Genomic DNA, 22,848 nt, shown 5'->3' with positions numbered 1-22,848 from the left:
GCGCCCATGGCGCGCAAACAAAGAAAAGGGATGCATTACGCATCCCTGACAGCTCTATATGGCAAAATCAAACAGGCTGATCTGGTTGGACTCCGGCAGGTTCCCCAGCAGGTTCAGGGTATCCATCAAATCCACCACGGTCTTGGAAACCTTCGTCCTCTGCCTGAAATCATCCTTGGAAAGGAACGGGCCGTCCTTGGCCGCTTCCACAATGGCATCCGCGGCCTTTTCACCCAGGCCGTCAATGCTGCTTAAGGAGGGCATTATCTTATCCCCCACCACCTGGAAGCTGCGGGACTGGGCGGAAAAAATATCAATCGGCACGAATTCAAAGCCTCTTGCGTACATTTCCTGCACCACCTTCATATCCCTGGCCGCATCCTGCTCCTTCTTGGAAAGGGTGTCCGCCCTTCTCTTATAGTCGGCCATCATTGACTCCAGATGCTTCTGCCCCTGGCACATCAGCTCATAGGAAAAAGCGGATGCGCGGATGCTGAAAAAGGCGGCATAATAAGCCAGCGGATAATTTACCTTACAATAGGCGATACGCCATGCCATCATAACGTAGGCCGCCGCATGGGCCTTGGGGAACATGTACTTGATTTTTTTACAGGACCATATGTACCAGTCGGGCACATTTGCCGCCAGCATGGCTTCTTCCATTTCCGGCTTCAGGCCCTTGCCCTTACGGACGCTCTCCATGATGGTGAACGCCAGACTGCTTTCCACGCCCATTTCAATGAGGTAGAGCATGATATCGTCACGGGTGCAGATAGCGGTGGAAATGGTTGCCTTTCCCTCCTTGATAAGGGTCTGGGCATTGCCCAGCCATACGTCCGTACCATGCGCCAGCCCTGCGATACGCACCAGATCCGAAAAGGAGGTGGGATGTGTATCCAGAAGCATCTGCATGGCGAATTCCGTACCGAACTCAGGGATTCCCAGCGCGCCCAGCGGACAGCCGTCTATCTCTTCCGGGGTCACCCCCAGTGCATTGGTATTCTGGAACAGGCTCATTACCTGGGGATCGTCCAGCGGGATCTTGGTAGGATCGATGCCCGTTAAATCCTGAAGCATACGGATCATGGTAGGATCATCGTGTCCCAGAATGTCCAGCTTCAGCAGGTTATGGTCAATGGAATGGTAATCAAAATGTGTGGTTACCGTATCCGTCGTCATATCATTGGCCGGATGCTGCACCGGCGTGAAGGAGTTGATCTCCTCCCCCAAAGGAAGCACGATAATACCGCCGGGATGCTGTCCCGTACTTCTGCGGATTCCCGTACAGCCTGCCACAATACGGTTGATTTCACAGGTACGCTTCTTGCTTCCTCTCTCTTCATAATAATTCTTCACATAACCAAAGGCCGTCTTATCCGCCAGGGTTCCGATAGTGCCCGCACGGAAGGTCTGGCCCGCGCCGAAAATAACTTCGGTATATTTATGCGCCTTACTTTGGTACTCACCGGAAAAGTTCAGGTCGATATCCGGCTCCTTGTCACCCTTGAAGCCAAGGAAGGTTTCAAAGGGGATGTCGAATCCGTCTTTTTTCAGGGGTTCGCCGCATACCGGACAGTATTTGTCCGGCATATCGCAGCCCGCCTTGCCTGTATAGGCCTTCACATCCGGGGAGTCAAAATCATTGTAATGGCATTTCATGCAGTAATAATGGGGACTCAGGGCGTTTACCTCCGTAATTCCCGCCATGTTCGCCACAAAAGAGGAACCTACGGAACCACGCGAACCTACCAGATAGCCGTCCTCCACAGATTTCCATACCAGCTTCTGGGCGATGATATACATAACCGCGAAGCCGTTCTTGATAATGGAATTCAGCTCCTTTTCCAGCCTCTGTTCTACGATGGGAGGAAGCTTTTCGCCATACATTTCATGCGCCTTGTTATAACAGATTTCCGTCAGCGTCTTATCACTGTCCGCAATGACCGGAGGACATTTATCCGGGCGCACCGGAGATATAGTCTCTATCTGATCCGCAATCAGGTTGGTGTTGGTAATGACCACCTCCTCCGCCTTATCACTTCCCAGATACTGGAACTCCTCCAGCATTTCCTCGGTCGTGCGCAGATAAAGCGGCGCCTGTTCGTCGGAATCCTTAAAGCCCTTGCCCGCCATGATAATCCGGCGGTAGACCTCATCTCCGGGATCCAGGAAATGTACGTCGCAGGTAGCTACCACCGGCTTATTATACTGCTCTCCCAGCGCCACAATCCGTTTGTTCACATCCTGGATGTCCTCAATGGAATTGATATTCCGTATCTTTTCCTCGTTAATCATGAACTTGTTGTTGCCGGTGGGCTGGATTTCCAGATAATCATAGAAATTCACGATCCTGGCAATATCCGCATCGCTCCTGTCGTCCAGAAGCGCACGGTACAGCTCGCCAGCTTCACAGGCGCTTCCCAGTATCAGCCCCTCTCTGTGTGCAAGCAGCAGGCTCTTTGGGATTCTGGGCCTTTTGGCATAATAGGTAAGATGGGATTCCGAAATCAGTTTGTACAGGTTCACCCTCCCCGTATTGTTTTTGGCCAGGATAATCGCATGATAGGTAGGCAGCCTTTTTACGATATCAGGGTTGGAGTCTCCCAGGGCATTCACCTTTTCCAGGGTATCCTTCCCGTCCTTAAGCAGCATATCCGTAAACTTAACAAAAATCTGGGCGGTTGCCTCCGCGTCATCTACGGCGCGATGATGGTTTTCCAGGGAAATCCCCAGCGTTTTGGATACCGCGTCCAGCGTATGCTTTGCCTGATGGGGCAGCAGCACCCTGGCAATTCCCACGGTATCCACATAAGTGAAATCAAAGGGAAGCTGCTGCCTCTGGGCATTTTCCCTGATAAAGCTGATATCAAAGCTGGCATTGTGCGCCACCAGCACGGTCCCCTCGCAGAAGCTTAAAAACTCCGGCAGCACCTTTTCAATGACCGGAGCATCCATCACCATTTCATCATTGATGCTGGTAAGCTTCTCTATTTCAAAGGGGATGGGCACCTGGGGATTGACAAAGGAGGAAAAACGGTCCGTAATCTCTCCATTGATCACCTTTACCGCGCCGATTTCAATGATCCGGTTTTTGATGGGGGAAAAGCCCGTGGTTTCAATATCGAATACCACATAGCTGCCCTCCAGGGGCTGCCCCTTTCCGTCGGTGACGATTTCCTTTAAATCATCCACCAGATAGGCCTCCACGCCATAAATTACCTTAAAAAAATCATTCTTGTCCGGATTGGGATCCCCCGCGTCCTTCCTTTTTCCCTTCTCCGCCTTCCATAAATCATCAATTAAGTGGTTGGCGTCCGGGAAGGACTGCACCACGCCGTGATCCGTAATGGCAATGGCGGGATGGCCCCACTGATACGCCCGCTTCACGATATCCTTGGCTTCGGATACCCCGTCCATATCGCTCATTTTGGTATGGCAGTGCAGCTCCACACGCTTGCGGACGCTGTGATCCATACGGCCGTGGGTAAAATCACTGATTTTCTTCACGCCGACGATGGAACCGATGGTCAGCTCCCCGTCGAACTTATCTATCATGGTAATTCCCTTGATTTTCACGAATACACCGGGCTTGATGCCCTCACAGATTTCCTCCACCTGTTCGTTTTTGGCAAACATCTTAATCGTCATGGTATCGGAAAAGTCCGTGACATCAAAAATAAGGATGGTTCTTTCATTCTTGATTTCCCGCTTGTCCAGATTCAGGATTTTGCCGCGGATGGCCACCTCTCCTATTTCACCTACAATATCCTCAATGGACATGGCCTCGTCATCAAAATCCCGGCCATAGATCACATCCGGATTATCGGAACGCTTCGCGGACTTGAAAAAATCGCCGTCTCCCTTAAATTTGCCTTTCCCGCGGCCGAAGCCGCCGGACTTTTTGCCCATAAACTTTTTGCCCTCCAGCGCAGCGCCGGGACGCACTGTCCCTCCTTCAAAGGGCGCGCCTCCATCTTTGGGCTTTTGTCCTGACTCCGCTTTTGCAGTTTCCTTTGCAGCGCCTGCAAGATAAGCTTCATATGCAGGATCAACTGCCTGCTTCTGTGCTCCTCCCTCTGCATTCCCGCTTTGCCCGGCCTGCATTTCCGGCCGCGGCGCGGGCATCTCTCCGCCGTTTTCATAGCCCTTATTTCCGGTATACCTGGCTGCAATTTCCGCCACCCTGCGGGCGATAAAAATATCATCCTCTTCCTTGAACCTCCCGGTTCTTGCCTCCCTGTATTCCACAAATACATTGACAGGCAGGCCGCAGCGTTCGAAAAAAACCTTCTCCAGGATGCGGGTCAGCTCATCGCTTTTGGTCCGCGCCAGCACGGTATCCTCTATACGCAGGTTGAGCCTGCCCTCCTCAGGGAAGGAAAGCTCCGCATTTTTAAACATACTGTAAAGAAGATGGCTGTATTCCTGCAGCTCAAGCAATATGCTGTCCCGGTAAATTTCCATGAGCTTTTCCGGGTTATACTGGGAAGAGAGGCGGTACTTTTCATGAATTTTTATGGTGATATTGCAGCCGGCAAACAGCTGCTTCTTAATTTCACCTTCCACCGTAAAAATATCATCCTTCTGTATCAGCCGCTCACTGCTTAAATAAATGCGCACAAAATCCTTCTGTTTTGTTGCTGTGACGCGTTCAATCTGCGTCTGCTCAAACAGGCTTTTCAGCTTACCATCCAGTTTTAATCCGGGAAATACATCAAAAAAAGCCTTAGCCATTTATTCCTCCCAATGCAGCAGCTCCTCACGGAGAACATTCAAAAGCTCCGCCTCCGGTACCTTACGTATAATTTCACCCTTCTTAATCAGCAGGCCTTCCCCGATTCCGCCCGCGATTCCGATATCCGCTTCCTTTGCTTCCCCGGGGCCGTTCACCGCACAGCCCATGACGGCTACCTTAACGCCGTCTAAGGGGATATCCGCCACCATGGCTTCCACCTGGTTGGCAAGGCCTATCAGATCTATTTTGGTCCTGCCGCAGGTAGGGCAGCTCACCACCTCAATGCCGCCCTTTCTCAGCCCCAGTGTGCGAAGCAGCAGCTTTGCGGTGCGAACCTCTTCCACCGGGTCCCCGGTGAGGGATACGCGGATGGTATCCCCGATGCCTTCATAAAGGATAATTCCCATGCCGATGGAGGATTTGATATTGCCGCTCCAGAGAGTACCGGCTTCCGTGATTCCCACGTGCAGCGGATAATCGGTCTTGCTTGCCAGTACCTCGTGCGCACGGACGCACATGAGCACGTCCGAGGATTTAATGCTGATTACCAGGTTATGATAATCCAGATCCTCAATCATTTTCACCTTGTCAAGGGCGCTTTCCACAATCCCTTCGGCCGTAACGCCGCCGTACTTTTCCACCAGCTGTTTTTCCAGGGAACCGCTGTTGACGCCCACACGGATGGGGATATTCCTTTCCTTTGCCACCTTTACAACAGCCGCCACATTTTCCGGGCCGCCGATGTTTCCGGGATTGATGCGTATTTTATCCGCGCCGTTTTCCATGGCGGCAATCGCCATCTTATAGTCAAAATGAATGTCCGCCACAAGAGGGATATGAATCCTCTTTTTAATCTCGCCGATTGCCCTGGCCGCCTCCATATTGGGCACCGTGCTGCGGATAATATCGCAGCCTGCCGCCTCCAGGCGCAGTATCTGGGCAACGGTGGCTTCCACATCCTCCGTTCTTGTATTGGTCATGGACTGAATCAGGATCGGATTACCGCCGCCGATAACCCTGTCCCCTATTTTCACTTCTCTGGTATGCTCTCTGTACATGTTTCCTTCCCCTCCTGTTTAATTTAGAAGTCCCTTCTGTGTCAGGAAATCCCTGGCGATATCCTTCTCGTCCTTTCCTTCCACTTCCACCTGATAATTCATTTCCCGCATTTCATCATCGGAAATCTGGCCCGTGAGCTTCTCCAGCGTATCCGCAAGCCCCGGATATTTCTCCAGCGTATCGTTTCTCACAACAGTGCCCGCATAGTAGGTGGCAAACAGGCTTTTATCATCCTGCAGCAGCAATACATCCGCAGCCGCCAGCTGGGCGTCCGTAGTGAAGGCATTGGTCACGTCGATTTCCTGATTGGCCATGGCCTGGTATTTCAGGGCAATATCCACATCCACGGTACCCTTGAATTCCATGCCATAGGCTTCGCAGATCATGGGATAGCCGTCCTCTCTTTCCATATAATCCGGGTTGCCGCCAAAAATCAGGTTCCCGGAAGCCGCGGCCAGATCGCTGAAGGTCTTCAGCCCGTATTCTTCGGCCGCTTCCTTTCTTACCGCAAGCACATAGGAATTCTGGAAGCCGTACAGGCCGCTCCAGTGAAGTCCCATCTCCTGGTATTCCTTCTGCAGGTTTTCATATAAAACGTCGGGATCATCCTCTTTTTCATGCTTCAGCACCGTCAGCCATGCGGTTCCCGTGTATTCCGGATACAGGTCAAAATCACCCTTCAGCAGGGCCGGCTGGATATTGGTGGTTCCGCCGCCGATTCCCTTGGTGATTTCCACCTTAACTCCCAGATCGTGCTCTATCAGCTGCCCCAGGATTTCTGTCAGGATATACTGCTCCGTCATGGGCTTGGAGGCGATCTTAATGGGTTCCTTTGATTTGCCGCAGCCTGCAAAGACGCCTGCTGCCAGAACCGCAGCCAGTATGACCACGATGGTTCTCCTCTTGATTTTAATATTCATTTTCTTCCTCTCTTCCTACCGCTCCGACATCAGCTTTTTCACAAAGTCCGTTGCCGGATGCTCTCTGATTTCCTCCGGCGTGCCGTCCTGGATAATCCTTCCTGCATCCATTACAACAATCCGTGTTCCCAGGCGAAGCGCCTCATCTATATCATGGGTGACAAAAACAATCGTCTCCCCCTGCTGCCTGTGTATTTTCCCAATCTCCTCCTGAAGCCTGCGGCGTGTGATCTCATCCACCGCGCCGAAGGGTTCGTCCATCAGCAGGATTTCCGGCGAATTCATAAGCGCCCTGGCAATCCCCACTCGCTGCTTCTGCCCTCCGGAAAGCTCGTCCGGATAACGCCTGCGTATCTCCTCCGGCAGCTCCACCAGCTGCAGAAGCTGCGTGACCCTGTTCTGTATGGCTTTACTGTCCTTTTTACGTGACAAATCGGCCACATAGGAAATATTTTTCTCTATCGTCAAATGGGGAAACAGTCCTGTTTCCTGCACCACATATCCCAGATTCCTGCGCAGGGCTGTCAAATCTGTCCGCGACAGATCGTTTCCGTTTACCACCACGCTTCCTTCCTTTGGCCTGAGCAGGCCGTTCATCAGCTTCAGCGCAGTGGTCTTGCCGCAGCCGGAGGTGCCGATGAGCATGACAAATTCCCCCCGGGCGATTTCCAGGTTAAAATGCATCAGCACATCCTTGTTACCGTAAGCCGCCGTAATGTTCTTCAGCGATATCACACTCATGCGCCCTGCTCCCTTCTTTTTCTCGCCGTCTCGCCCCAGGGTATCTTCTTCTCCAGCAGATAAATCAGCCTGTCGGATATCAGGGCGACCAGCGCGATCAAAATACTGCCCGCATAGGTCATTGCCGCATTATTCGTTGTAATTCCCCGGTATATGGCGACTCCCAGGCCGCCGGCCCCGATATAGGAGGCAATACCGCTTAAGGATATGGTCATCACCACCATGCTCCGTACCCCGGCCAATATCACCGGCAGGGCCAGCGGCAGCTTTACCCGGAACAGAACCTGTCCCCTTGTGCTTCCCATTCCCGTCGCCACCTCCGTCAGGAAGGGCTGGATGGTGCTGATCCCGGTATAGGTATTGCGCACAATCGGAAGCAGTCCGTAGATACTGAGTGCAATGATTGCCGTCTTATCCCCGATTCCCGTAAAAGGAATCAGAAAGCCCAGCATGGAAATCGAGGGGATAGTGTACAGCACATTGATCACATTCATGATAATCTGCGCCGGTTTTCTGTATTCACTGATGATGACGCCGATGACAAGCCCCAGAACAAGGGATACCGTCACCGAAATGCCCGCGATGCGGATATGCTGTAAAATGAGTTCCGCAAAAAATGAGCTGCGTTCCGCATACAGCCTGAATATTTCCTGTATCATACCGTTTTCTCTCCCATCCAATCTCATTTATTATACCCTCACAGACTACTTTTGGCAACCGGAAGCGGTTTCCTTTTATTCGGAATGTTGTATCTATTTTCTATTAAAAAGCAACAATGCAGGCAGAAAAAAAGTCCTGCGGCCAACCCTTCCGGGTATTCTGCCGCAGGGACTTATTTTTTTCAACTATTCCTCCGCCTTCAGTTCAAACTGTATGGCACGGAATTCTCCGGATACGGAAGGTATGGAAATTCCCGCATTCATGAGGGCGCTGCCGCTGATTACCCGGCCGTCCTCCAGCCTGTATTTTGCAGACGCATCCAGGCCTTTCAGCTTTACAAATATCGGTTTATTGTTCGCCCTGACATGGGTGATCACCAGATTAAACAATGCCTGCTTCTTATCCGCGGAAACAAAGGACCAGGCCACGAACTCTTTTCCGTCTCCGGGTGCGTTCAGGCGGTAGTAATCTCCCTGATGCACCAGCTCATAATATTTCTTATAGTCGGCAACCTGCTTCTTTACCTGCTCCTTTTCTTCTTCAGGAAGCGTGTTCAGATCCAGTTCATAGCCGAAGCTGCCCGCCATGGCGACCACGCCTCTGGTGGCAAAGGGCGTAATTCTGCCTGTCTGGTGGTTCGGGCATGCGGATACATGGGAGCCCACTGCGCCGACAGGATACAGGAAGGAGGTGCCATACTGGATATCCAGCCGCTCAATGGCATCCGTATCATCGCTGCACCAGATCTGGGGAGAATAATACAGCATAGCTGCGTCAAACCTTCCTCCTCCGCCGCTGCAGCCTTCAATCATCAGATCCGGGAACGCTGCCGTCAGCCTTTCCAGCAGTTCATATACGCCCAGCATGCAGCGGTGATAAACCTCACCCTGTTTTTCCTTCGGCAGCGAAGCGCTGTAAATGTCACACATGCTGCGGTTCATATCCCATTTCACATAATCGATGTGCGCATGGGAAAGGATGTCCGACATTCTTTCAAACAGATAATCCCGGACCTCCTGTCTTGACATATCCAGCACCAGCTGGAAACGGCTGCGGTTGGGCTTTCTGCCCGGAATCTGAAGCGCCCAGTCCGGATGCGCCCTGTACAGATCGCTGTCCTCCGAAATCATCTCCGGCTCAAACCAGAGGCCGAATTTCATGCCCATGGCATTGACCTTTTCCGAAAGGCTGGAAAGGTTGGCCGGCAGCTTCTCTAGGTTCACATACCAGTCGCCGAGGCCGGAGTTGTCATCGTTTCGCTTTCCAAACCAGCCGTCATCCAGGACCAGCATCTCTATGCCCAGGTCGGCCGCCTGCGATGCGATCTTCAAAATCTTCTCTTCGTCAAAATTGAAATATGTGGCTTCCCAGTTATTAATCAGGATGGGGCGTCTTGCATATTTATATTTTCCTCTGCAGATATGGTCGCTGATGATTCTGTGGAAATTATGGGACAGCTGCGTAAAACCGCTGCCTGAATAGCTCATAATCACCTGCGGTGTTTCAAAAGTCTCTCCCGGCTCCAGGCGGAAGCAGAAATTCTCAGGATGAATTCCCATTACCACCCGGGTCTGTCCCATCTGATCCACCTCTGCGCCTGCCAGGAAATTGCTGCTGTACACAAAAGCCATTCCGTAGCAGTCTCCCGCATCCTCAGTCGTCTGCGGCGTACAAAGTATCAGTGAAGGATTATGGTGGTGGCTGGAGGTTCCTCTCCTGCTTCCCACGGAAACGGTGCCATGGCAGAGAGGCGTACGCTCCATCTGGCGTTCCATGGCATGTCTGCCGTGGAAATGGATCATCTCCCACTCCCCGAAGCCCATGTCCAGGCATACGGACAGCATTTTTTCAAGAGAAATGGTCCCTTTTGCAGTATTGCGAAGCTCCGCCGCACGGGTAATCACGTCTTCCTTCTCAAAAACACCGTATTTAAGAACCAGCTCCAGACCGGTAGCCGTATCCTTCATCAAAATGGTCAGCGTGCTGCTCTCGCCGTTCTCATCATACACTGCGGGCATTCCTGTCACTTTATAAGCCCCTGCCGTAATCTCATGGGAAACATAACGGAAATCAGCAGCTCTTGTGCCGTCCGGATTCACCACCTCAATACAGGAGGTACGGTAATCGCCCACGCCGGCCGAAGGATATTCCTGCGGCTGGATATCCAGTGAAAAGGTTCTGTCGCTTCCCGCTTCATACGGGTTGCCTGAGAACCCGGAATCCGAACTCCACAGCAGATAATCCATCGTGCTGCCTTCCACCTTCCTGCCATAATAAAGGTGCTGTAAAATGTTGTATCTGCCCACCATCATCTGGTAGGTGCTTCCCGCTGTCTGCAGGGTGAAAATTTGGGTGGCTTCATTATAAGTTATTGCCATGTTCAAGGTCTCCTTCCCGATATATCCAATTAACTCCATCATATGAAAACAGGCTCCCCCTGTCAATCCTTTCCTGTTAGCTCTACCTGTCAATTTGTCTTATGTTTTGTTCAGGGGCTGTCCTGATTTTCCCCTGTACAGGAAAAGGCAAACCGGTACCGGGCCTCCTGTCCATTCTTTCCGGCCATAACCTCCACCTGCAGATTTTCTTCAGCCCGGATTAATTCCCAGGGAATTTCAACGAATACCGGGCCGGATGCTTCATAAACAGCGCCCGTCCGGATTAACAGCTTACGCATATCCTCATCTCTGACCGACATACCTCCAATCGCCGGCTGCGTTTCCCTTGCCTGCGCCCTGTCCGCCGGCATTTCCCATCCCAAAAGTGCGGCGGCCGTCAGTCCTGCCGCGAAGCCCATACAAAGCCCCTTTCTTTTTTCGGCACGCAGGATGTTCTTTCCCTTATTCTTACAGCGCGGCTCCTTAATGACCCGGCGCCTTTCCGGTTTCCGGTCCTGGATACGGCGACAGCTGCCTTTGCTGTCTTCTGACAGCTTTTCTTTTATTTCTATGCTTTCCTTCAATATTACTTCCCTTCTTTCCGTCCAAACCCGCTTCCTTTTTCCGTAATATGCCGGTTCTATGCCAATCCTGAACAGACATGTCTATTGATACCATGGGAATCCGCCCTTACCCGGGCAAAGAATAAAAAGATAAGATAGATGTTAGAAAGCAGACCTTACGGCTGCGTATTTGTTATTATACCACAGTCTTTTCCTATTCAAAAGACCGTTAATCATAAAATTTCTGTTAACTGTAAGCTGAAAGGGGCATCCCTCTATCGAGGAACGCCCCTTCTGCTGCTATATGTGCAGTTTTCCCGCATCCGGCTTTTCGCAAAGCCAATAAAAAAACTGTTACGGATTGGCCATATGAAATTTTCCCACCATTATCTGGTTTTCCTGCTCTCCATTATTTTCCGGATACGCGCTTCCATATCCGTTACAACGCTTCTGTATTCCCATGCAACATTCTCTCTTTGCCCTATATCGTAGTCCATATTATAAAGCTGGGGATCATGGGACAGGCCCGTTTCGATCCGCACCTGCTTCATATAAGGAGAACCTTCACTGGGGGAAAGGTAGGTCCAATTGCCGCTGCGTAACATTTTGCCGCACGTAACATCTTCTACCAACAGCTCTTTCCTTCCGACAGGATCCTTGCCGACAAGCGCTGCGTACTGATCCTGACTGTCGATGGCCGCATCATCCGGCAGCTCCATACCCAGCATATCTGCGAAGGATGCAAACAGATCCACCTGGCTTATCAGCGCATGTGTAACACCTTTATGTTCCAGTCCCGGCCAGCTTACGATAAAAGGTATTCTGCTGCCGCCGTCAAACTTGCTGTACTTACCGCCGCGTAAGGGACCTGTCGGTTTATGCGTGCCGTTTAATTCATAAGCTCCGTCCAGATAGCCGTCATCCAGTACCGGACCGTTATCACTGGAGAACACGATCATCGTATCTTCCAGAATACCCAGCCGCTGCAGCTCTTTGTACAATTCGCCGACACACCAGTCCATTTCCACAATCACATCCCCACGGGGTCCCAGTTCTGTTGCACCACGGAAACGCTCGGAAGGCACACGCGGAACATGAGGCTGGTGCAGCGCATAATAGAGGAAGAAAGGCTGTTCTTTTTTCTGGGTGTCATCAATAAATTTAATCACTCTGTTCAAGAAGGTCTCTGCAAGGTCTTCATCTCTCCAAAGCGCTTTTTTACCGCCGCGCATGTAACCAATTCTGCCGATACCTCCTATAATGCTCATATCATGGCCATGGGAAGAACGCATATTCAACAGTTCCGGATTCTTATAATATGTGGGGATATCATCAAACACACATTCTTCATCATATGTTACCTCTATCGGATCCTCCGGTTCAAGATTCACGACTCTGCGTCCTTCTATATAAACGCAGGGTACACGATCTGCGGTTGCCGGAAAAATAAAGGATTCATCAAAGCCTAAATCAATCGGGGTCAGGTTGATATCCTGATTCCAGTCGATAGGCGCATTGCCGTCACTCAATCCCAAATGCCATTTGCCTACAATACCGGTGTGATACCCCGCGCGTTTAAACATAGCAGGCAAAGTATCCACGCCCTGCTCTATGATGCACTGTGCGTCACCGGGCAGGATATGAGCCCTGTCATTTCGGAACGGATAGCGTCCGGTGAGAATGCTGTAGCGGGCCGGCGTGCAGACTGCAGATGTAGAATACGCATCTGTAAACCTAAGGCCATCGGCACAAAGCCGATCCAGATTCGGCGTCTCAATCTGATGGGTTCCATAACAGCCCAAATCACCGAAGCCCAGATCATCCGCATATACGATAATAACATTACGTGGGGCACGTTTTATACTCATTTTGTCCTCTTTTCATATCAGGAGACAGAGCGCCTTCTTATCAGCATGTCCTCTGTCTCCTGCAGCCTTCATTTACTGCTAATTATATATTTACATTTGTGACAGTCCGTCAGAATGGCTCATTGACTGTTCCGGCCTGACAGACACTGTGTCCATTTTACGAATAAACAACTTTTCTTTCCTTCTGGGCAACCGCTATGTATGTTTTTCCTTCGTTCAGCTGGATTTCATTTCCGGCGTCATCAAAATATCTGGTAGGGCCGTAATCCGTGGTCTTCTGCCAGGTAATATGGATACATTTTCCCTTGGTAAAGTAATAGCCGTCCTCTGTGGTATCATAATTATAGAATGCAAGATATCCCTTCGCATCCAGAGTCATCCACTTGGAATTCTGTACAATGACATTGGCAAATGCCAGCTGCTGCCCGTTTACCGCATCCTTATGTGCCTTTCCATGGATGGTCTTATAATACAGGCCGTCCGCCGCATTGTAGGTAAATCCGGTCTTGGTATAAGGGAATACATTGGACAGGTTGATCTTGTTGGCAGTCTGCGCTGCGGCGCCATACTGTGCAAGCGTATTTACGCCCGCTGCAAAGTTAAAGTGCTTGGGGCTGTAATACTGCGGCCTGAGCGCCAGGGAATAGCCCAGCTGTGTACAGGCATTGGTAATTCCGCTGCCGCTGATGTAAGCGTTATGGGGCGCTTTTCTGTCGTTGCTTCTGAAGAATGCATTCGCTCCGGGCGCATTTCCGCCAGTGCCATATTCATAGGTCCCGGAAAGGTTGTTGATATCAGGCATGCTGATACGGTCTTTCATATACCATACACCGCCGAAATGAACCAGAATAGGATCCCATTCCGTGGCAATCGGAATATAGTAAGCACGGCAGCTTCTGATATTTCCGATTCTGGAAAGTCCCTGCCAATCATCAATGATTGCCAGCTGACGGGAAATATCCCCTTCTTCCATTACTTCATAAAGCACCTTCGCATGGCTGATACCGTAGGACGGCTGCGCCGCCTGATCTGTGGGCATCATAATGGCAATCGGCCTGGAAGCGGCCTGTGCGGCAGGAACCCATTCATTGGTATATACGCTTCTTACATAACCTGCCGGCCCTTCCTCCGCATTTACTTCGGCCGCCGGCGCCGCTGCAGCCACACAGAGCACCGCTGCCAGAAGTGCTGACAGGGTCTTAATTTTTTTCCTAATCATCTTTTACCTCCTTTTTCCCCTTTCAAATTAAAACCTGTCCCAAAAACAGGTATGATTCTATAGTACTCACTTCTGACAATTCCGTCAACTTCCTGCAGTGAATTCCGAAAAGATTTCGGAAATATTAAGATATTTGTCAGGAATGTGCATAACATAATCTCTTCGTACCCTATCTATATCTCTTATCCTTTACATACTGATAAGAACAGGGACCCGACCAAAGATTTGATCAGATCCCCTATAATGAAGTATTTGCAGGCAATTTTATAACAGGCTTATACAAAACCATGTTAGTTTTATGTATATCAATATAATACATAAAGATTAGTCAAAATATATTTTTTCTGCCTTATTATATCACTATCCTGCCAAACTTCATTATCTTTATTGATTCCCGCCCTTACAGAACATCCGGTTACAGTGAAGCAGCGCCTCTTATATATTGTGTTAAATTATATATTGGCCGGCAACTGCGTAAATCTTGAAATTTTTCATTTTACTTCAATTTGAATACAGGCTCCAGAAAATCGGCGGTGAAAAATAGTTGGAAAAAAGGAAAAAATACTCTTGCCAAAACAGGAAATACCATATATAATAAATGACGTCGGTAATTCGCTGGAATAGCGCAGTTGGTAGCGCAACTGATTCGTAATCAGTAGGTCGAGGGTTCGAGTCCCTTTTCCAGCTTTATACAATTGATGAGACGCAGTATTATGTCTCGTAAGAAATAAGCTTAGTTTATAACAGAAAGCTTCTGTTACAAATTAAGCTTATTTTGTTTGGTGCCATTCCAATAGGAGATATGGCACCAAACAGTGTTATTGTTTTACTTCAGTAACCTGCTGTAATGAGCATTCCATATCTCCAACAGTATATGGCGCCCCTTCATATTTCCGGTATCCGGTAGTAACGAATCCATTGCTGATATACCAGTTTCTGAGCCTGGTATTATCGTCTATCATACCCAAAACAATTTTCTTTTTCCCGGATTCCACCGCCTTCTTCCTGCAAAAATCCAGCAATTCCGTACCATACCCATTATTTCTATATTCCGGAAGGATAATAATATCATTCAGTTTGCAAACATCCCCTGCCATTTTTATGCCAAGGAAACCAATCAATCGGCTTTCCAAAAAATACCCATACATCAGTACTCCCTCATCAAATTCTTCCTGCAAACGGCTGCAGGGCAAAGCCGCTCTGCCTCTGTCCGGGGAATTCTCTTCTGTTAAGCCGAACTCGTCTGCTACTGTACCATATCCACGGTGAAAAATCTGTATACACTGCTCCAGTTCTTCTTTTTCGACAGCTCTAATCATTTCTGCCTCTTTCCACCTGAAAATTCAGGCCTTTTCCTCTTTAACTGCATCCAGATGCACGTCCATCTGAGGAAACGGAATCCCAATCCCATTTTCATCAAAGGCGTATTTGATTTCCTCCAGCATGGCCCAGCGGACAGGCCAGAAATCCTCCGTACGCGTCCAGAACCGCATTCCCAGCACCACGGAGCTGTCTCCCAGGTCATCCACGAAAATGCTGTATTCCTTGTCCTTCAGGATCTTCTCATTGGCTTCAATGAGCGAGGTAATCACCGATTTAGCCTTGCGGATATCCGACTGATAGGAAATACCCACCTTCAGCTCCACCCTGCGGTTGTCCTCATTGGTTACATTGGTAATGCTGGTATCGGCCAGCGCGCCGTTGGGCAGTAGGATAATTTTATTGTCAATGGTTGCCAGCTTTGTGTAAAAAATAGTGATTTCAGAAACCGTACCTTCATTTTTATGATTATCCTCAATAATGTAATCCCCGACACGGAAGGGATGCAGGAGCATAATCAGAATACCGCCGATACAGTTTTTCAGGCTGCCCTGGAAGGCAAGTCCGATGGTTACTGTGGCAGAGCCTATGACTGTGGCAATGGTCGTGGCGTCAATGCCCAGCTTTACGGCAATCTGGAAAATGAGGAACGCATACAGCCCCACCTTCAGCGAGGAATCCAGAAACTGCTTTGCTTCCTTACTGGCATTGGCACGCTTCAGCGCATTTCCTGTCAGCTTTCTGATAAAACTGATGATTCGGGAGCCAATCAGAAATGCGACGATGCAGAAAACCACGCGGATGAGCAAATCCAGAAGGGACTGGGGCGCAGCCTTTAAAAGCTTCTGCCCCAGAGCCAGCTCCTCCGTCACATCCGCAGTCAGCAGAATCCAGCTCATTGCCCGTCCGCCTTCCTGCGGCTTTTAACCACTTTCACGGGCTTTTCCACCTCTCCTTTTTCCGCAATGACCTCATCCACCTCAAACACCTTTTCGGCCAGTTCCTCCTTCAGTGTTTTGGCTGCCGCTTTCTTTGCTCCCTTTTTTTTCCTGGCGGCTTCTCTTGCCTTCTTTTCCTTTTCCGCTTTTTTCTTTGCGATTTCCTTCAGCTCCTCTTTCGTATAGGGCTGGTAGGAAAAAATACTGATGCCAAGGGGGGCCTGTGTTATTTTTATAGAATACTCCCTTCCGTCAAAGGGTTCCTCCAGCGCGGTCTTCACTCTGGGATTCACCCTGCCTTCCCCTCCGAAGGCTTTGGCATCGGAGTTAAGTATTTCCTTATATTTTCCGTTAAAGGGAACGCCCACCTGGAAATTCTTCCGCTCCACATTTGCAAAATTCATCACAATCAGAAGCATCTCCTCCGGCTTGTCCGCCTTTCTTACAAAGGACAGGATGCAGTCGTTGGCGTTGATGCAGTTAATCCATTCAAAGCCGTCCCAGCTGGTATCCTTTTTATACAGGGCAGGCTGCTTACAGTACAAATGATTCAACGCTTTAACAAACTCGCTCAGGCCCTTATGATCCGCGTTTTCAAGAAGCTCCCATTCCACGCTTCTGTCTTCGTTCCATTCGTCATATTCCCCGATGTCCTGTCCCATGAAAAGGAGCTTTTTCCCGGGATGGCACATCATGAAGCCATAGCTGGCCTTCAGATTTTCGAACTGCTCCTGCCTGTTTCCGGGCATTTTGCCGATCATGGAAGCTTTGCCGTGCACCACCTCATCATGGGAAAGCACCAGCATAAAGCGCTCGCTGTACGCATAAACCATGCTGAAGGTAAGCTCATTATGACAGCCGGAACGGAAATAGGGATCCTGCCTGATATAGCTGAGGAAATCATTCATCCAGCCCATATTCCACTTCATGTCAAAGCCCAGGCCGTCCTCATCCAGGCTGCCTGTCACCTTTGGCCAGGCGGTAGATTCCTCCGCTATGGACAGCGCGCCTTTTCCCCGTTTGTGAATCATGCTGTTTACATGCTTCAGGAATTCCATCGCTTCCAGGTTCTGGTTCCCTCCGTAAATATTAGCCACCCATTCCCCGTCATTTTTACCATAGTCCAGGTACAGCATGGAGGCCACCGCGTCCATACGGATGCCGTCCGCATGATACTGCTCTATCCAGAAAAGCGCATTGGCAATCAGATAATTGCGCACCTGCGGCCTTCCATAATTATAAATCAACGTTCCCCAGTGGGGATGCGCCCCCTGTCTGGGATCCTGGTGCTCATACAGGCAGGTGCCGTCAAAAGCGGAAAGCCCATAGGTATCTCTTGGGAAATGCGCGGGCACCCAGTCAAGGATTACGCCGATCCCCGCCTTATGCATTTCATTCATGAAAAACATGAAGTCCTCCGGCGAGCCATAGCGGGAGGTTGGCGCATAATAGCCGATGACCTGATAGCCCCAGGAGCCGTCGAAGGGATGCTCCATAATGGGCATCAGTTCGATATGGGTATAGCCCATTTCCTTCACATATTCAATGATCCTGGGAGCCAGTTCCCTGTAATTGCAGTAGGTCCTTCCGTCCTCCGGCTTGCAGAAGGAGCCCAGATAAAGCTCATAAACGCTGACAGGCTCTTTGCTGTAATCTTTTTTCGCGCGCTTGTCAATCCAGTCCTCATCCTCCCATGAAAAGCCTGAAATATCACTGATAACCGACGCGGTTTCCGGCCGAAGCTGCTGGGCAAAGGCATAGGGATCCGCTTTCAGGTAGGTAAGCCCTCCCTTCACCTTCAGTTCATATTTATAATTCTGTCCTTCCAAATCCCCCGGGATGAAAATCTCAAAAATACCGGAATCCCAGAGTCTGCGCATCTGATGCACCCGGCCGTCCCAGCGGTTGAAATCGCCTGCCACGCTCACCCTTACGGCATTAGGGGCCCATACTGCGAAATGTACGCCCTTTACGCCGTCGATGCAGCAGCTATGTGCGCCCAGAATTTTATAAGCCTCATAATGAGTGCCCGCCGCAAAAAGATCCGTATCCTTCTTGGTTATCACGGGGCCGAAGCGGTAGGGATCGATGATTTCCTCCGTCTTTCCTTCCGGATATTCCACGCGGTACACATAATCCGTTACCCCTTTTCCCGGAATCAGGGCAGCAAAATATCCGGCCTCATCCGCCATTTCCATTTTTACTTCTTTGCCGGTTTCCCCGATTACCGCCGTAACCTGGGATGCTCCCGGCTGAAAGGTCGCAAGCAGCGTGGAGCTTCCCACGGTGTGCGGCCCCAGAAGCTTATGGGGATTATCCTCCTCCGAATAAATAACCGCCTCGATCTCCGGCCAGTTCATCAACTTATACAATTTTTCTTTCATCCAGATTCCCTCAACTTTCCGCTCTATTTTTCACGCAGGCTGTGAATAAAAAGCCCGCTTCTTAACTTGGGTTCAAACCATGTGGACTTGGGCGGCATCAATTCTCCTGCGTCAGCTACCGCAAACAGCTCCGAGATTGAAGTGGGATACATGGCAAATGCCACCCTGCAGTCTTCGTTCACCCTGCGTTCCAGCTCCTTCATCCCCCGGATGCCTCCTACAAAATCAATGCGTTTGTCCGTTTTGGGGTCTTTAATGCCCAGCACCGGCCCCAGCAGGCTGTCCTGAAGGATGGATACATCCAGACCCTTCACCGGATCGGTCGGGCAAATCTCCGGCCTCGCCTTCAGGCGGTACCATTTCCCGTCCAGGCACATGCCGAAAACAGCCTTGGCCTCCGGCCTGTGGGAAACGCCTTCCCCACATTCCTCTATATCGAAGGATTCCCCGATTTTACCAAGAAATTCCTCTTCCGTGTAACCATTGAGATCTTTTACCACCCGGTTATAATCCATAATCATCAGCTGATCATCCGGGAAAAGCATGGACAGGAAAAAGTTAAAGGGCTCTTCCCCCGTATATCCGGGCTTCGCCTGCCTTCTCATCTGGGAAACCTTCACTGCGGATGCACACCTGTGATGTCCGTCCGCAATATAAATCTCATTGATTTCGGAAAAAGCGGCATGGATGGCATCCACATCCTGCGCCCTCCCGATACGCCATACCCGGTGCGTAATTCCATCCTCCGCCGTAAAATCATAGAGCGGTTCTTCTTTCTTATACGCTGCAACAATTCCATTGATAACGGAACTGGAACGGTATGCCAGAAAAATGGGGCCGGTCTGTGCATCGCAAGCTTCCACATGGCGTATCCTGTCGGCTTCCTTGTCCGCCCTGGTGTTCTCATGCTTTTTAATCACCTGCCCAAGATAGTCATCCACACTGGCGCAGGCGGTAATGCCGGTCTGGGATCGACCGTCCATGATAAGCTCATATATGTAATAAACCGGGCTCTCCTCCTGTACAAAGTATCCTTCCTCAATCCTTTTCCAAAGCAGTTCCCTCGCTTTTTCGTAAACACAGTCCGCATATACATCCACACTGTCGTCAAACTGTGTCTCCGCCCTGTCAACAGACAGGAAGGAAAGCGGTTCCTTTTGCACCTCGGCCTTTGCCTCGGCCCTGTTATATACATCATAAGGTAACGCTGCAATCCGCCCTTCCAGGCCCTTCTTCGGCCTGTATGCGCAAAACGGTCTGATTTCTGCCATCCTCTACCTCCGGTATCCGTTTTCTTTTTATTTTAAGTATAACTGATTCTTTCCATGGATACAAGTGCTTCCCCTGACGCGGGCACAAAAACACGAAGCTTATATGCCGTAAAAAAGTCTGCCCCTACAGAGAAAAAACGTCCGGCAAGCCCCATTAGAAGCTGTCCCGGACGTTTTATCCATTGACATTATTTATTTTACAACCCTGACACGGATAACTCCCGGTATGGAGCGGAGGGTGTCAATGATCTCCTCGCTGGGACGTTCCTCCACATCCAGCATCGTGTAGGCTATATCTCCCTTGGATTTATTGGTCATGTCGGAAATGTTGATGCCGTTATCACCGAACAGCGCTGTAAATTTGGTAATCATATTGGCCACATTTAAATGGAAAATAGCAATACGGCCGGCCTGATCGCAGATTCCCATGTCACAATTGGGGTAATTCACACTATTGTTGATATTTCCGTTTTCCAGGAAGTTCTTCAGCTCCTTAACCGCCATAACCGCGCAGTTGTCTTCCGATTCCTCCGTGGAAGCTCCCAGATGGGGAATAACGATGCAGCCAGGCTTTCCTGCGGTAGTGGTATTGGGGAAATCTGACACATACTTGCGTACTCTGCCTTTTTCAATGCCGGCAAGCACCGCTTCTTCGTCCACAAGCAAATCACGGGCAAAGTTCAGCAGGATAACGCCGTCCTTCATTTTACTGATGGCATCTTCATTGATCATTTCCCTGGTAGAATCAAGCAGCGGGACATGGATGGTAATCACATCGCAGTTTTCATAAATTTCATCCACATTGATCACATGCTTGACATCCCGGCTTAAATTCCATGCGGCATCTACGGAAACATAAGGGTCATAGCCGTAAACCTCCATACCCATATGCTTCGCCACGTTGGCAACCTTGACGCCGATTGCCCCCAGGCCGATGATTCCCAGCTTTTTATCCTGTATTTCCGTTCCTGCAAAGTTCTTTTTCACCTTTTCAGCAGCCTTGGCGATGTCCGGATTGTCTTTATTTTCTTCCACCCAGTTAATTCCGCCGACGATGTCGCGGGAGGCCAGGAGCATGGCGGCAATGACGATTTCCTTCACACCGTTTGCATTGGCGCCCGGCGTGTTGAATACAACAATACCTTTTCCGGCGCATTTATCCAGAGGGATGTTGTTCACTCCGGCGCCTGCCCTTGCCACGGCAAGAAGATTGGCCGGCAGCGGCATATCGTGCATGTTGGCGCTTCTTACGAGGATGCCGTCGGCTTCCTCAATATTATCCGTTTTTACATAGTCCTCGGTAAAACCCTCCAGCCCCACCTGTGCGATGGGATTCAGACAATGATATTTAAACATAGCGGTACTCCTTTTCTTTTTACTTGAAACATTTCAGATAACCAAACCGTTACTTTTGCTTTAATTCTTCCGACTTTCAGGCATTCTCCGCTTCAAATTTCTTCATGAATTCCACCAGCTTCTCAACGCCCTCCACAGGCATTGCATTGTAGATGCTGGCGCGCATGCCGCCTACGCTTCTGTGGCCCTTCAGGCTTTCCAGGCCGGCTTCTTTGGCTTCCTTTACGAATTTGGCATCCAGTTCTTCACTTCCTGTGATGAAAGGCACGTTCATCAGGGAACGGTCTTCCTTGCGGACAGTGCCTTTAAAGAGACTGCTCTGATCCAGGAAATCGTACAGAATAGCTGCTTTTTTCTCATTCAGCTCCTTAATGGCGGACAGGCCGCCCATTTTCTTCAGCCATTTGAATACCTTGCCGCAGATATAGATGCCATAGGCCGGAGGGGTGTTGTAAAGGGACCCCGCATCCGCATGGGTTTTGTACTGGAGCATGGTAGGGGTGCCGGGGAGTACATCCTCGGTGATAAGGTCTTCCCGGATGATGGCGATAACAACGCCCGCAGGTCCTATATTCTTCTGCACGCCGCCGTACATAATGCCGTATTTTGTTATATCCACCGGTTCGGAAAGGAAGCAGGAGGACACATCGGCAACCAGGGTCTTTCCTTTGGTGTTGGGAAGTGTTTTAAATTTCGTACCGTAAATGGTATTGTTTTCACAGATATAGACATAATCCGCATCCTCTGAAATGGGGAGATCGGAGCAGTCAGGTATGTATGAGAAGGTTTTGTCTTCAGAAGAGGCGATCTTGTTCGCTTTTCCATACTTGCCGGCTTCCTGCCATGCTTTCTTTGCCCATTGGCCGGTAACGATATAGTCGGCCACCTTGTTTTTCATCAGGTTCATGGGAATCATGGCGAACTGCTGGCTTGCGCCGCCCTGCAGGAAAAGCACCTTATAATTATCAGGAATCCCTATCAGATCCCGTAAATCTGCTTCCGCTTCATCAATAATCGTCTGGTAGGTTTTGGAACGGTGGCTCATCTCCATAACGGACATGCCGCATCCTCTGTAATCCATCATTTCCTCTGCAGCTTCTTTCAGGACTTCCTCAGGCAGAACTGCCGGTCCCGCTGAAAAATTATAAACTCTTGCCACTTCTAATTCCTCCTCATGTTAAGTCCGGGCCTGTCGGGCTGTCCCGGTCCGGTAGCTTTTATTGTAACTGCGCGGTGAATTGCAGTTAACGTTTATTTTACATAGTTCACTCACTTTAGTCAACTACTACGTTAAACAATTTATGTGCTTTTTCTGTAAAAAATGCTTTGAGTCCCGCCGAATCCCTGGCCGGCTCCCTGTGGCTCCCCCTGTATGGCGTCCCCCCGGCGGGCTATGCTTTCTGTGCGGGCACGCTTTCGCTCGGTTAAAAACGCAG

At 50.0% G+C, this 22,848-nt stretch carries 15 protein-coding genes and 1 tRNA gene; 1 reads left to right on the top strand and 15 read right to left on the bottom strand.

Annotated elements, in window-relative coordinates; translation table 11 throughout:
* Positions 1–54 precede the first annotated feature (54 nt).
* The 9 genes from HMPREF1548_RS08915 to HMPREF1548_RS08875 all read right to left on the bottom strand — a co-directional run bounded on the left by HMPREF1548_RS08915 (position 55) and on the right by HMPREF1548_RS08875 (position 14,143).
* Positions 55–4,734 carry a PolC-type DNA polymerase III gene (locus HMPREF1548_RS08915; protein ID WP_021635667.1) on the bottom strand — a complete coding sequence of 1,560 codons (4,680 nt, stop codon included), beginning with the start codon at positions 4,732–4,734 and terminating at the stop codon, positions 55–57.
* Positions 4,735–5,793, bottom strand: coding sequence for a flavodoxin-dependent (E)-4-hydroxy-3-methylbut-2-enyl-diphosphate synthase (ispG, locus tag HMPREF1548_RS08910; RefSeq protein ID WP_021635666.1), 1,059 nt, complete (start codon positions 5,791–5,793; stop codon positions 4,735–4,737).
* 18 nt (positions 5,794–5,811) lie between these two features.
* Positions 5,812–6,714: a glycine betaine ABC transporter substrate-binding protein gene (locus HMPREF1548_RS08905; RefSeq protein ID WP_021635665.1), complete on the bottom strand. Its 903-nt coding sequence runs from the start codon at positions 6,712–6,714 to the stop codon at positions 5,812–5,814.
* Positions 6,715–6,729: 15 nt separating this feature from the next.
* Positions 6,730–7,455, bottom strand: a complete 726-nt coding sequence (locus tag HMPREF1548_RS08900) for an ATP-binding cassette domain-containing protein (protein ID WP_021635664.1) — start codon at positions 7,453–7,455, stop codon at positions 6,730–6,732.
* Positions 7,452–8,114 carry an ABC transporter permease gene (locus tag HMPREF1548_RS08895; RefSeq protein ID WP_025491094.1) on the bottom strand — a complete coding sequence of 221 codons (663 nt, stop codon included), beginning with the start codon at positions 8,112–8,114 and terminating at the stop codon, positions 7,452–7,454. The genes HMPREF1548_RS08900 and HMPREF1548_RS08895 overlap by 4 nt, the downstream gene beginning before the upstream one ends.
* Before the next feature lie 186 nt (positions 8,115–8,300).
* A complete protein-coding gene (locus HMPREF1548_RS08890) occupies positions 8,301–10,493 on the bottom strand; it encodes an alpha-galactosidase (protein WP_035321629.1) in 2,193 nt (730 codons plus the stop codon).
* A gap of 110 nt (positions 10,494–10,603) precedes the next feature.
* Positions 10,604–11,077, bottom strand: coding sequence for a hypothetical protein (locus tag HMPREF1548_RS08885; RefSeq protein ID WP_021635661.1), 474 nt, complete (start codon positions 11,075–11,077; stop codon positions 10,604–10,606).
* Between the two features lie 365 nt (positions 11,078–11,442).
* Positions 11,443–12,924: a sulfatase family protein gene (locus HMPREF1548_RS08880; protein WP_021635660.1), complete on the bottom strand. Its 1,482-nt coding sequence runs from the start codon at positions 12,922–12,924 to the stop codon at positions 11,443–11,445.
* A 157-nt stretch (positions 12,925–13,081) separates the two neighbouring features.
* Complete coding sequence (locus tag HMPREF1548_RS08875) at positions 13,082–14,143, bottom strand: DUF3048 domain-containing protein (protein WP_021635658.1); 1,062 nt, start codon at positions 14,141–14,143, stop codon at positions 13,082–13,084.
* Between the two features lie 614 nt (positions 14,144–14,757).
* On the opposite strand from HMPREF1548_RS08875, the gene HMPREF1548_RS08870 reads away from it, so the two are divergent.
* Positions 14,758–14,830, top strand: a tRNA-Thr gene (locus tag HMPREF1548_RS08870).
* Positions 14,831–14,961: 131 nt separating this feature from the next.
* Here the strand turns inward: HMPREF1548_RS08870 and HMPREF1548_RS08865 are convergent.
* The 6 genes from HMPREF1548_RS08865 to serC form a co-directional block, all read right to left on the bottom strand.
* The gene (locus HMPREF1548_RS08865; RefSeq protein ID WP_021635655.1) at positions 14,962–15,462 is read right to left on the bottom strand and encodes a GNAT family N-acetyltransferase; all 501 of its coding nucleotides are present in this window, start codon (positions 15,460–15,462) and stop codon (positions 14,962–14,964) included.
* Between the two features lie 24 nt (positions 15,463–15,486).
* A complete protein-coding gene (locus HMPREF1548_RS08860) occupies positions 15,487–16,362 on the bottom strand; it encodes a mechanosensitive ion channel family protein (protein ID WP_021635654.1) in 876 nt (291 codons plus the stop codon).
* Positions 16,359–18,785 (bottom strand): 1,4-alpha-glucan branching protein GlgB, encoded by a 2,427-nt coding sequence (glgB, locus tag HMPREF1548_RS08855; protein WP_021635653.1) that lies wholly within the window; start codon positions 18,783–18,785, stop codon positions 16,359–16,361. The genes HMPREF1548_RS08860 and glgB overlap by 4 nt, the downstream gene beginning before the upstream one ends.
* Positions 18,786–18,808: 23 nt before the next feature.
* Complete coding sequence (locus HMPREF1548_RS08850; RefSeq protein WP_021635652.1) at positions 18,809–20,056, bottom strand: DUF1015 domain-containing protein; 1,248 nt, start codon at positions 20,054–20,056, stop codon at positions 18,809–18,811.
* A 192-nt stretch (positions 20,057–20,248) separates the two neighbouring features.
* Positions 20,249–21,412 carry a phosphoglycerate dehydrogenase gene (locus HMPREF1548_RS08845; RefSeq protein ID WP_021635650.1) on the bottom strand — a complete coding sequence of 388 codons (1,164 nt, stop codon included), beginning with the start codon at positions 21,410–21,412 and terminating at the stop codon, positions 20,249–20,251.
* Between the two features lie 76 nt (positions 21,413–21,488).
* Positions 21,489–22,571, bottom strand: coding sequence for a 3-phosphoserine/phosphohydroxythreonine transaminase (gene serC, locus HMPREF1548_RS08840; RefSeq protein ID WP_021635649.1), 1,083 nt, complete (start codon positions 22,569–22,571; stop codon positions 21,489–21,491).
* Between the last annotated feature and the right edge of the window lie 277 nt (positions 22,572–22,848).

The organism is Clostridium sp. KLE 1755, assembly GCF_000466465.2.
Lineage (GTDB): Bacteria > Bacillota > Clostridia > Lachnospirales > Lachnospiraceae > Eisenbergiella > Eisenbergiella porci.
This window is presented reverse-complemented; position numbering and strand designations above follow the sequence as displayed.